Source organism: Shewanella sp. N2AIL (genome assembly GCF_022690845.1).
GTDB lineage: Bacteria > Pseudomonadota > Gammaproteobacteria > Enterobacterales > Shewanellaceae > Shewanella > Shewanella baltica.
Genome location: NZ_JALBYT010000031.1, coordinates 14861 through 26939, shown reverse-complemented (window position 1 = coordinate 26939; position 12079 = coordinate 14861). Strand labels below are relative to the sequence as shown.

Here is a 12079-nt window from a genome sequence, read left to right as displayed (position 1 = left end):
TACTGGCTAATAACCGCAAGGGTTCGCGGCTATTTATCCATGTGCGAATAGAATTTGTCGAGTGAGATGGATAAGCCGCTATCGAGCACAATTCGTACATGTGAAGGCTTGAGCTGTCTTGGCTCTGTCACACCGCAAGAGTGCGCAATCAGCCCTAAGTCATGGTGTAAATTATGATTATAGCTAGCGACCCGCGTCGATTTATCCCTAGGATTTAGCCCTTGTTGTAGTTTTGGATTGTGCGTCGTGATACCCGTTGGGCAGGTATCTTTATTACACTGCAAGGCTTGAATGCAACCGAGGGCGAACATGTTGCCACGGGCCGATGCGATAAAGTCGGCGCCTAATGCCAAAGCCCAAGCGACTCTGGATGGGACGATCAGTTTGCCCGAGGCGATGACTTTAATGCGTTTACGCAAGCCGCGTTGGATCAAGATATTGACTAGGATAGGTAAGCTTTCTTTCAGCGGTAATCCGACATAATCCATTAATGGTTGCGGCGCTGCGCCCGTGCCGCCATCGGCGCTGTCTAAGGTGAAAAAGTCAGGGGCTGAGTCTTCGCCGCGGCGTTCAATTTCATCACATAAATCTTCCAGCCACTGCACATCGCCGAGTACGGCTTTAATGCCGGTAGGTTTACCTGTAACTTCACGAACTCGCTCGACCATATCTAAAATATCATTCACTGACTTAAATTCGATGTGGCCATTGGGGCTGATTGAGTCGTGCCCCTCTGGAATACCGCGAATATGGGCAATCTCAGCGGTCACTTTAATACCGGGTAAAATGCCACCTTTGCCTGGTTTTGCGCCTTGGCTCATTTTAATTTCGAACATTTTGACTTCAGGATGAATCGCTATCGCTTTCAGTTTTTCATCGTCTAAATGTCCTTGTTCATTGCGAACGCCGTATTTGGCTGTTCCAATTTGAAAGACGAGATCGCAGCCACCTTTGAGATGATAAGGGCTCAAGCCGCCTTCACCTGTGTTAAGCCAGCAACCCGCTTGCGCTGCGCCATGGGAAAGGGCGGTGATGGCTGGGCGCGATAGGGCGCCAAAACTCATGGCTGAAATATGGCAAATGGCTTGAGTTGTATAGGGCTGACGACAGTGAGTGCCAATCGTCAGCGGATGAATAGGAGTGATATCTTCATCTTGGGTTGGGAAGGCGGTATTCATAAACATGATAGTACCAGCTGTATCCAAGGGACGAGTCGAACCAAAGGCTATGGTTCTATCGACATTTTTGGCGGCGCGGTACACCCAGCTGCGTTCAGCACGGTTGAAGGGCAATTCTTCCCTGTCTTGGGCGAAAAAGTATTGTCTGAAAAACTCACCTTGTTTTTCGAACAGATATCGAAAACGACCAATCACGGGATAGTTATGTCTTACCGCTTGTTTGGTCTGCATTTTATCTGCGATATACATGTAAATAACCGCGAGTACTGCGAGTCCTATAACGATCAAAAACAGTCCTGAAAACAGATCGAGTCCCCACATAAACCAATTGAGTTCACTCATGTTATTTATCCTTATTCTTGTCCGTAACGGGTGGAGATCAAGCTTGCGGGTTGGCCATCATTGAGAGAGAGTAAAAACAGCTGACTGTAGTCCTCTTCGCCGATCGCTTGGATCTCAGGTCCACCCAGGGCTTTGATGATCAATGGCACTGTGTTTGAATGCCCAACGATGAGCGTATTGCCTTGTACCGCATGCACTTGTTCGACAATCTGCTGAATATGTTCTTCGATAGGCTTTGCTGCTTCGACTATCGTCACGGGCAAATGGCGAGCCTCGGCGATAGGCGCGAGTGTTTGCTGGGTTCGCAGGTATTGAGTTGCAATGAGCTGCGACAACGGCGTGCGGCTCAAGGCGGTGATCAGTGACGTTGCGCGCATTTCCCCCTTGGGCGATAACTGTGGGTCATTGGCTGGCGTGTCGGCTTTTTCGGCATGTCTGACTAAAATGATCAGTCTGTTTTCCGCGTTTGCTTGGCTAATCGGTGCGAGGCTGAGGCAAGTTAAGATAATAAGACCAGTGAGCAAACTAAGGCGTTTTATATTAATGCTCATATAGTGCTCAGTAGTGCGCTTAAGCATTCGTGTAAACACGTGAAAGCGGAAATGACTCAAACTGCGGCCTGCTGCCATGGTGTAACATCCTTTTCTATTAGCTTTTGTCTAAGCTCGACGATAGCAATGAGCTGCATGCGGGTGGATTGGCACTTTATGCAATTTATACAGAATAAACCCACTCAATTTATACGGGCCTTATCATGGCCTTGTGGTCACGATGGTACTTCAATTCTAAAAATTACTAAAGCTGGTTAAATTTTGGTCGATAATAAAGTCGACCCGAATTGAATGGATAGTCATCATGGAAATTAATAAATCTCCTCAAGTGCAAAGTACCCCTTTGCCGCAGAAAAAATATGCTGAAAATACGGCGCCTAAGGGTACCGAAGTGAGTGATTCGAAGGACGCGAAAACCACCGAAGTGACCTCGAAACAAACCGCGCAGCAAACGAGTAAGCAGCTGATGAATCAAGCAATTCTATCTGCGCAGCAGGAAGTGAATATCAAGTCTGGCGATCAGTCTATGACTTTACTCTATCGTGCCGCTATCGATGCGATAGACAAAGAGCTAGCGCCTACTATGGGCGAAAACGCGACTCAAACCGCTTACGATAATGGCGTAGATACATCGCCAGAAGCGACTGCAGATCGTATCGTGAGTTTTGCGACGCAGTTTTTTAGCATTCACCAGCAACAAAATTCGGGTATGAGCTTAGATGAGCAACTCGATAGCTTTATGGGAATTATTGGTGGTGCAATTGATAACGGCTTTAAAGAAGCGAAAGACATTCTGTCTGGCCTTAGAGTCTTGCAGGGGGATATTGCCGATGGTGTCGATAAAACCTATGGTTTAGTGCAAGAGGGACTACAGGCCTTTAGAGATAGTTTTAATAAGAAGACAGATGAGACACAATCGAGTGCCAGTTAACGCTCTGTTGTTTTCGGTTCTATCGCCATAAGCCCCTTATCATAAGGGGTTTTTGTTATGCGGAAAAAAGTCTATGCTGGAAGCCTATTTAACGTTTCGCTTGAGGGTACGCTATGTGGACTAGGGGACAAGTTATAGAACGTATTGATTGGAGCGATAAGTTATTTTCATTGCGCATCGCCGCCGAGTTAGCCCCATTTATTCCTGGCCAGTTTATCAAGTTAAGTCAAATGCAAGATGATAAGCGTGTTGCCAGAGCATACTCCTTAGTCAATTCTCCCGATAAACCCTATGCCGAAGTGCTCGCAGTCGCGGTAGAGGACGGCCTGTTATCGCCGCAATTGCAAAACCTTGGCATAGGCGATGAAATTGAAATTACCTCAACCGCGACTGGTTTTATGACCTTAGTGGAAATTCCTAAGGGTGGACTTCAAGGCAAGCACTTATGGTTTTTGGCTACAGGTACAGCGGTAGGGCCATTTTTGTCTATGCTCGACACCCATGAACCTTGGGAGCGTTTCGAAAAAGTCGTACTTGTGTATGGCGTGCGCGAGGCGCAGGATTTGGCGTATCTTGATAAGCTGCGTGAGTTAGAACGCACATACCCAGCACAGTTTACATTAGTCTTGAGTGTGACCCGTGAACCCTTTGCCGATGCGTTGCAGTGTCGTATTCCCGAGGGCATAGTCTCGGGTGAAATCGAACAAATGGCAGGATTAACCTTAAGTGCCGCTGATTCCCAAGTCATGATTTGCGGCAATCCCGGTATGATAAATGGCGCCCAAAGCGCCTTACTCGATAAGGGATTAGTGAAGAATTTACGTCGTGCTCCCGGACAAATTACCGTAGAGAAATATTGGTGATCCCATTTTATATGGGTGGGAGCCGTTTTCGCTCCTAAATAGCCATAGCGTTTAATGCAAATATAAGGAAATTTTTGATGAAGTTGTTAAGTTCTCAAGCTTCACCCTATGCCCGTTGTGTTAGAGCCTTAATCCAGTATTTAGGAATTAACAATATTGAAGAGCAGCTAGTCAATCCCTTTGAAAACAGTGCCGAATTACTCGATGCTAACCCGCTAGGACAGATCCCGTGTCTCATCACTAACGATGGCGTGGCGTTATTCGATAGCGAAGTGATTATGCGCTACCTAGATGCTGAGCTTGGCGATCGTAAGATGTTTGGCATCTCAAGTCATAACTGGGTGTTGGAGTGTCAATATTCTTTGATAAAAGGCTTAATCGATAGCGCGGTGAAATTACGCCAAGAGCAGATGCGTGAAGATGAAGGCGTGAGATCGGCTTTTTGGACGGCTCGCTTTGAACAAGCATTGCTGCGTGGTCTTATGCAGGTTGAGCTGCAAACCGTCATCACCCAAACCACGATTCAGGCACCGCAATTAGCCTTGATTTGCTTGCTTGATTATGTGGACTTTAGACATCCAGAGTTAGATTGGCGCAAGGTTGCCCCTGCGACGGCACTTTGGTTTAGTGATATGCGTAATCTCCCCGCGTTTATCCAAACCCGTCCCCAATAACTGGATGGAGATGCTCAGCCATCGGTTGCGCGTCTTCCCTTTGGTCTATCACGGCGGTTTTGTTCTCCAAAAGCGCCGAATAATTCCCGTGTAACCCCATATTCGACTCTACGGTCATTCCCTATTTGACGCCTATCTTCATGGTGTTGATAGCGACATTGGCACTGGGTCATAGTGCATTCTTCCATCGGGATTTCCGGTGCATCCTTCGATAAAAAACGTTTTCCAGACAGTGTTTCAGCCTGCTCACAGCAACTGCCGTCATTCACTATGCTTACACTGTGAAAATGATGATGCGGCTTAGTTCTATCCGCGTGTTGATTTACCGCTTTAGCATAGTGTCTATGCCGCTTGTGACCAGTATTGAGTTTAAATAGGCCAAATAGCGCTACTGCGACTATACCTAGTAGCAAAACAGTTAACATGACGCCTCCTGAAAGCATTTTAAGCAAATTAAGGTTCAGTTTAGTTTGATTTGAGATAATCACCAGTTTTTGAATTTAAATTCATTAAAAACAAAAAGTTAAATGGACTATTGCTCTCTGTATATCCATCTATTACTCTTGCGCTACTGATAAGCATTATCATTAATGCGGCCATGTTCACACTCGCTGAACATATCATCACTTTGGGGAGAAATGAGTAATGAAATGGGTAACTTGCGCGGCTATTGTTGGGTTAATGTCGGTTGGGCATTCAGCGAATGCAGATGATAAATTAACCGTTTATTCTTATCGTCAAGCCTTCTTGGTGGAGCCTATCTTGACGCGTTTCACCGAAGAAACCGGCATAGGTGTTAATTTGGTCTTTGCAAAAGATGGTATTGCCGAGCGTCTCGCCCGTGAAGGTCGTTTATCCCCAGCAGATTTGGTGCTGACCTCTGATTTCTCGCGTCTAGTTGAATTAGTCGATAAAGATCTGACTTCACCAGTTAAAAATATCCAACTCGAAAGCAACATTCCTGCTCAGTATCGTGACCCCGATGGCCAGTGGTATGCCCTGACCATGCGAGTACGAAATCTCTATACGGCGAAAGACCGTTTAGGGCCGCAGCAAATCACCTATGAAGAACTCGCCGATCCTAAATACAAAGGCAAAATCTGTACCCGCAGCGGTAAGCATCCATACAACATAGCATTAGTGGCATCTATGATTGCTCACCATGGTGAAGCTGAGGCTAAAACGTGGCTGACTGGCGTGAAGAGTAACTTAGCGCGCAAGCCACAGGGTAACGACAGAGCCCAAGTGAAAGCGGTAAAAGAAGGTTTATGTGATATCGCTATCGGTAACAGCTATTACTACGGCAACATGATGCAAGACCCTGAGCAAAAAAGCTGGGCCGAGGCCGTCACTATTAACTTCCCGAACCAAGCCGATCGCGGTGCTCATGTGAACGTTTCTGGCATGGTGTTAACTCGTCATGCGCCTAATAAAGCCAATGCGATCAAATTGATGGAATTTCTATCCGCCGATGTGGCTCAAAAGGCCTATGCTGAAGTGAATATGGAATACCCAGTAAAAGCCGATGTGGCACCTTCAACCTTAGTGGCTTCATGGGGGGAGTTTAAGTCGGATCAATTGCCGATTTTTAAATTGGCTGAATATCACCAAGCGGCAGTTAAGTTATTAGATGAAGTGCAGTTTGATCTCTAGCATTTGACGTTAAGCACTAGTGACAAATTGCAGAACTAGGTTATCAGCGCCATTGATTGGCGCTGTAACTTTTTAAGGATTGACATGATTTTAGGATTAGCCAGAAGCTGGTCGCTTGCTGGTTATGCGGTCGCCACCCTGCTGGTGCTGCCACTGGTTGCGCTGATATTGCAGGCTTTGCAGCCTGACGAAGCCGTGTTTGGCCACTTGATGGCAACTGTCCTGCCGACTTATATCATCAACAGTTTATTGTTGATCTTTTGGGTGAGTTTGGGCGCGTTATTACTCGCGTTACCCTGTGCTTGGTTGATGGCTCGCTGTGAATTTGTCGGTAGGCGTTATTTGCAATGGGCGCTATTACTGCCCCTCGCTATGCCGGGATATATTGTTGCCTACGTTTATACCGATTTGCTCGATTATGCGGGGCCAGTGCAGCGCAGCTTGAGATCAATATTTGGCTGGAGCTCACCGCAGGATTATTTCTTCCCCGATATTCGCACCTTAGGCGGCGCGGCGTGCATGTTGTCGCTGGTATTATTTCCCTATATTTATCTCTTGGCGCGTACCGCGTTTATGGAGCAATCCTTAAGTTTGGCCCATGCTTCGCGCATTATGGGCTGTTCGCCGTGGCAGAGTTTTTGGCGGCTTTCATTGCCTATGGCAAGGCCAGCACTCGCGGTTGGCGTGGCTTTGGTGGCGATGGAAACTGCCGCCGATTTTGCGACGGTTAACTATTTTGCCGTGCCAACCTTAACCACGGCCGTGTACGACACTTGGTTGGGTTATGGCAATCTGACCGCCGCTGCTAAGTTGTCGGCGATTATTTTGCTGGTGGTGTTTAGCCTTATTGGATTTGAGCGTTTCGCCCGCCGTAAACAGCAGTTATTCCAAAAACAATCGCGCATCCAAGCCAGTGATTTGTATCGACTCTCGGCAGCGCAAACCGCAGTTGCACTGAGCTTTTGTGCCACTCTGCTGCTATTGGCCTTTTTGTTGCCCTTTGGGATTCTATTGTCCTATGCCATTGGTTATTTTGAACAAAGCTGGGATGAGAGCTTTTGGCAGTTAAGCCTTAACAGTCTCAGCCTTGCGCTGATCACTAGCTTAATTTGTTGCTTAATCGCTTTGCTGCTCATGTTTGTGCGTCGCATAAGCCCAAGGCCCAGTGATGTCCTGCCCTCACGTTTAGCCTCGACGGGTTATGCCTTGCCCGGCACTGTGCTCGCTATCGGCGTATTAGTGCCGCTCACTATGCTCGATTTTGCGATTAATGATCTGGCGGATTTACTTGGTTTAAATGGCCCTGGGCTTATTTTAACGGGCAGCGTAGTGGCGTTGATTTTTGCCTTTTGCGTGCGTTTTGTGGCAATTGCTATCGGCAGCGTTGAAAGCAGCTATAAACGCATTTCGCCATCGCTAGACATGGTGAGTCTGACTATGGGCCAAAGCCCAAGGCAGTTACTGCAAAGAGTGCATTTACCTCTACTTGGTAAGGGATTGTTTGCGGGCGCGTTATTGGTGTTTATCGAAAGCATGAAGGAATTGCCCGCGGCATTATTACTGCGACCTATCGGTTTTGAAAACCTTGCAACCTATGTTTTCCAGTTTGTGTCCGATGAAAAACTCGAGCACGGCGCCTTAGCCGCGATTGTCATTGTACTGGTGGGCTTAGTGCCGCTGATTTATTTAAACCGTTCATTGGAGCTACACAGCTGATGACAAACACGCTCAAACTTATGCAAGTTCATAGCGATTATCAGGGCCAGCAAGTACTCAAAGGTTTGAGTATGACCCTCGACCAAGGGGAAATCCTTGCGCTGTTAGGTCCCAGCGGTTGCGGTAAGACCACACTGTTGCGGGCGGTTGCGGGATTGCAGGCGATTAGCCAAGGTGAAATCCAGATCAATGGCCGCGTTGTGAGTGGCGACAGCCAGTTTGTGCCTAGCGAACAGCGCGGTATCGGCATGATTTTCCAAGACTATGCGCTTTTCCCCCATTTAACTGTGGCGGAGAATATTCTTTTTGGCGTGGCTAAATTGTCGGCCGGCGAGCGTCAGGCACGGTTGGATGAGATGCTAACCTTAGTCAAACTCGAAGGCTTAGCTCAGCGTTATCCCCATGAGTTATCTGGCGGTCAGCAGCAGCGCGTCTCGATTGCGCGGGCACTTGCCTATGAGCCGCAGTTATTACTGCTCGATGAGCCTTTTTCTAATATCGATGCCCAAGTGCGCTACGAAATGATGGCGGAAATTCGCAGCATTTTAAAACAGCGTAATGTTAGCGCGGTGTTTGTCACCCACAGTAAGGATGAAGCCTTTGTATTTGCTGATACTTTGGCGATTTTTAAGCAAGGCATTATAGTGCAGCATGGTAGCGCCGAAGCCTTATACGCCGCGCCAAATAGCCGTTATGTGGCGGACTTTTTAGGTAGCGGTAATTACTTACCCGCCGCAGTGCTCGATGGACACAGAGTTGCCACTCCTATCGGTCATTTAACCAGCCTCACGCCATTAGGGTTGCCGAGCGAGTTCAGCGGTACGGTATTTTTGCGCCCGCAGCAATTGACGCTCAGCGCCGATGAGCAAGGTGTGGGCACGATCACTGAGCGGCGTTTCTTAGGCGCTTTTTGTCATTACTGGGTCAAAATTGAAGCCGCTTCCCACGCTTATTATGTCGAAGTGCGAAGCCAAATGATGCAGCTCACTATCGGCCAAAAAGTCGGGGTAACGACAGAGCCGCACTCGCTGGTGCTATTTGAATCTTAGGCATATTAATATTGTGCAGAGCAAATCTAAGCGGTCAGGTATTTATGCCACGGCGATAAGCTATCACCAACGAAAGTACGACATTTTTGCTTACGTTTAACTTGGGCCTATGCGGTATTGGTTGGTGATATTTTCGACCATCCTTGTTACCTTAATTTCTCCAGAGTGGGAGGAATTATGATAAAAACAATAAAATCAATTTGTACCTTAGTGACAGTGGCGACGGCAATATCGTCTTCAGGAGTGATGGCCATGGATAGGATCACGGGTAAAGCCTTTGCGACGCGCTCAGAAGTGTATGCCACCCATGGAATGGCGGCGACCAGTCAACCACTCGCCACACAAGTCGCTATTGATATACTCAAGCAGGGCGGCAGTGCGGTCGATGCGGCGATTGCCGCGAATGCCATGCTAGGGTTAGTCGAACCAACGGGTTCGGGTGTTGGTGGTGACTTATTTGCCATCGTCTGGAGCGCGAAAGATAAACGCCTCTATGGTCTTAACGCTTCGGGCCGCAGTCCAAAATCCTTAAGTTTAGAAAAGCTTAAATCCCTCGGCTTAGACTATTTACCGCCGCTTGGACCCTTGCCTGTTTCTGTGCCCGGCGCTGTGGATGGCTGGTATGAACTGCATAATAAGTTCGGCAAATTAGCGATGGCCGATAATCTCGCGCCCGCAATCCATTACGCCCGTGATGGTTTCCCTGTGTCCGAACTCATCGCCTATTACCTTGAGGGGAGTGGTAAAAAACTCGCTAAATTCCCCGGTTTTAAAGAAACCTATATGCCTAATGGCAAGATGCCAGCGGTGGGCGAAATCTTTAAAAACCCAGCGCTTGCTAATACCTATGAGAAAATTGCCAAGGGTGGCCGCGATGCTTTCTATAAAGGCGATATCGCCAAAAGTATCGATAAGTACATGAAATATCAAGGTGGTTATTTAAGTTATGATGACTTAGCGAGCCATACTAGCGAATGGATAGATCCCGTTTCGGTGAACTACCGTGGTTACGATGTGTGGGAACTGCCGCCCAATGGTCAAGGTATTGCGGCGCTGCAAATCCTAAAAACCATGGAGCCCTTTAATATTGCCGCCATGGGCTTTAATAGCCCTGAATATGTGCATTTATTTGTCGAAGCGAAAAAACTCGCCTTTGCCGACAGAGCTAAGTTTTATGCCGACATGGCCTTTAATAAAGTGCCGGTTAACGAGTTGATTTCGCAGCAATACAATTATGATCGCGCTAAGTTAATCGATCCCAATAAAGCGGCCAAGAGTGTCGATGCGGGTAATCCAGCGTTGCAACATGGCGATACTGTGTACCTGACCACCGCCGACAAAGACGGCAACATGGTGTCACTCATTCAAAGTAATTACCGTGGTATGGGTTCAGGGATGACGCCGCCGGATCTCGGTTTTGTGCTGCAAGATCGTGGGCAAATGTTTGATTTAACGGAAGGGCGTTTTAATACCTACGCACCGGGCAAGCGTCCTTTCCATACTATCATTCCCGCTTTTGTGACCAAAGACGGTAAACCTTGGCTTAGCTTTGGGGTGATGGGCGGCGCGACTCAACCACAAATGCACGCACAGATTGTAATGAACCTGATTGATTTTAAAATGAACTTGCAAGAAGCGGGCGATGCCCCCAGAATTTTGCATATGGGTTCAACCGAGCCCACCGGCGAAGTGATGAATGATGGCGGCTATGTCAGTCTGGAATCGGGCTTCCCTGTGGAAACACGCCGCGAGCTTATCAAGAAAGGTCATGTGCTGCGTGACGGCCTTGGCGATTTTGGCGGCTATCAAGCTATTGGATTTAATGCCGAAACGGGCGTGTATCGTGCGGCTTCTGAGAGCCGTAAGGATGGTCATGCCGCCGGTTATTAACTTCAGCGTCACACTAAGGTAAGCTCGAGGCAGAGTAAGCTTTGCTTCATTTATTCGATTAAACTGATTGACGAGACTTTTACAGTCTCGTCAATTTTTACATTTAGGGATCTTGGGCGCGATAACGCTGCGTAATGAGCGTTATCATGATAAACCAGAACAAACTGTGCGTTAGTTAATGTCATTTTCAGGTAAAGTTGCGGATAATATTGCCGAAAATGAATTTAGAAAAAGGGTGATAACCAAATGGATATACAAAATATGCCGCGTGAACAGTTGGGTGTGTGTGCAGAGGGGAACTTACACAGTGTCTATTTGATGTTTAATGCCAATGACAATGTAGAGTCACAATTACGTCCCTGTCTTGCCAACGTTGCGCAGTATATTTATGAGCTGACAGATCAGTATTCTGACAGTGCATTCAATGGTTTTGTAGGGATTGGCGCTAACTATTGGGATAGCCTCTATCCTAATGCGCGTCCTGAAATGCTTAAGCCTTTCCCTGCGATGCAAGTCGGCAGCCGCGAAGCGCCAGCAATTGAATATGATTTGTTCGTGCATATCCGCTGCGACCGTTACGATATTCTGCATTTAGTCGCCAATGAAATCAGCCAAATGTTTGAAGACTTAGTGGAACTAGTCGATGAAGAACGGGGTTTTCGATTTATGGATAGCCGCGATTTAACCGGCTTTGTCGATGGCACCGAAAATCCTAAGGGGCGTCACCGTCAAGAAGTCGCTCTGGTTGGTGATGAAGATCCTGAGTTTAGGGGCGGCAGCTATATTCACGTGCAAAAGTATGCCCATAACTTGAGTAAATGGCATAGATTGCCGGTTAAAAAACAAGAAGATATTATCGGTCGCACTAAGCAAGATAATATCGAGTATGAGTCAGAAGATAAGCCACTGACCAGCCATATCAAGCGGGTGAATCTTAAAGATGCGAATGGTCAGTCGATGGAAATCCTGCGCCAGAGCATGCCCTATGGTTCACTAAAAGAGCAGGGATTAATGTTTATCTCTAACTGCCGTACGCCTGAGCATTTTGAAAAAATGCTGCATAGCATGATGTTTGGTGATGGCGAAGGTAACCATGATCACTTGATGCATTTCACCAAGGCGATGACAGGCTCATCCTTCTTTGCCCCCGCATTGGATTTTATGCTGCAATTCGACGAATAAGCTTTCGATATCTGCGCAGATTCAGCATCAATTAAACGCACTTATGCTAA

11 protein-coding genes are annotated in these 12079 nt (G+C 47.3%); 8 read left to right on the top strand and 3 right to left on the bottom strand.

Annotated features, from left to right (window positions below):
* Nucleotides 1-29: 29 nt before the first annotated feature.
* Both MO387_RS16520 and MO387_RS16515 read right to left on the bottom strand, forming a co-directional pair.
* Nucleotides 30-1520 carry an FMN-binding glutamate synthase family protein gene (locus MO387_RS16520; RefSeq protein ID WP_006084153.1) on the bottom strand — a complete coding sequence of 497 codons (1491 nt, stop codon included), beginning with the start codon at nucleotides 1518-1520 and terminating at the stop codon, nucleotides 30-32.
* Between the two features lie 11 nt (nucleotides 1521-1531).
* On the bottom strand, nucleotides 1532-2149 hold the full coding sequence (locus MO387_RS16515) for a histidine phosphatase family protein (protein WP_107949218.1): 618 nt from the start codon (nucleotides 2147-2149) through the stop codon (nucleotides 1532-1534).
* Between the two features lie 226 nt (nucleotides 2150-2375).
* On the opposite strand from MO387_RS16515, the gene MO387_RS16510 reads away from it, so the two are divergent.
* The 3 genes from MO387_RS16510 (at nucleotide 2376) to MO387_RS16500 (ending at nucleotide 4539) form a co-directional block, all read left to right on the top strand.
* Nucleotides 2376-3002 carry a DUF5610 domain-containing protein gene (locus MO387_RS16510; RefSeq protein ID WP_107949216.1) on the top strand — a complete coding sequence of 209 codons (627 nt, stop codon included), beginning with the start codon at nucleotides 2376-2378 and terminating at the stop codon, nucleotides 3000-3002.
* A 113-nt stretch (nucleotides 3003-3115) separates the two neighbouring features.
* Nucleotides 3116-3865, top strand: a complete 750-nt coding sequence (locus MO387_RS16505) for a ferredoxin--NADP reductase (protein WP_107949214.1) — start codon at nucleotides 3116-3118, stop codon at nucleotides 3863-3865.
* Between the two features lie 77 nt (nucleotides 3866-3942).
* Nucleotides 3943-4539, top strand: coding sequence for a glutathione S-transferase N-terminal domain-containing protein (locus MO387_RS16500; RefSeq protein ID WP_107949212.1), 597 nt, complete (start codon nucleotides 3943-3945; stop codon nucleotides 4537-4539).
* 14 nt (nucleotides 4540-4553) lie between these two features.
* Here the strand turns inward: MO387_RS16500 and MO387_RS16495 are convergent, their stop codons facing one another.
* Nucleotides 4554-4964: a hypothetical protein gene (locus MO387_RS16495; RefSeq protein WP_107949209.1), complete on the bottom strand. Its 411-nt coding sequence runs from the start codon at nucleotides 4962-4964 to the stop codon at nucleotides 4554-4556.
* A gap of 220 nt (nucleotides 4965-5184) precedes the next feature.
* On the opposite strand from MO387_RS16495, the gene MO387_RS16490 reads away from it, so the two are divergent.
* From MO387_RS16490 to MO387_RS16470, 5 genes are all read left to right on the top strand, one after another.
* Entirely contained in the window at nucleotides 5185-6192 is a 1008-nt protein-coding gene (locus MO387_RS16490; protein WP_107949207.1) for a Fe(3+) ABC transporter substrate-binding protein, read from the top strand.
* Nucleotides 6193-6276: 84 nt separating this feature from the next.
* On the top strand, nucleotides 6277-7908 hold the full coding sequence (locus MO387_RS16485) for an iron ABC transporter permease (protein WP_107949204.1): 1632 nt from the start codon (nucleotides 6277-6279) through the stop codon (nucleotides 7906-7908).
* On the top strand, nucleotides 7908-8957 hold the full coding sequence (locus MO387_RS16480) for an ABC transporter ATP-binding protein (protein WP_107949202.1): 1050 nt from the start codon (nucleotides 7908-7910) through the stop codon (nucleotides 8955-8957). Before MO387_RS16485 ends, MO387_RS16480 begins: the two co-directional genes overlap by 1 nt.
* Nucleotides 8958-9134: 177 nt before the next feature.
* The gene (gene ggt / locus MO387_RS16475; protein WP_107949199.1) at nucleotides 9135-10847 is read left to right on the top strand and encodes a gamma-glutamyltransferase; all 1713 of its coding nucleotides are present in this window, start codon (nucleotides 9135-9137) and stop codon (nucleotides 10845-10847) included.
* Between the two features lie 246 nt (nucleotides 10848-11093).
* Complete coding sequence (locus tag MO387_RS16470; RefSeq protein ID WP_011845757.1) at nucleotides 11094-12029, top strand: Dyp-type peroxidase; 936 nt, start codon at nucleotides 11094-11096, stop codon at nucleotides 12027-12029.
* Nucleotides 12030-12079: the final 50 nt, after the last annotated feature.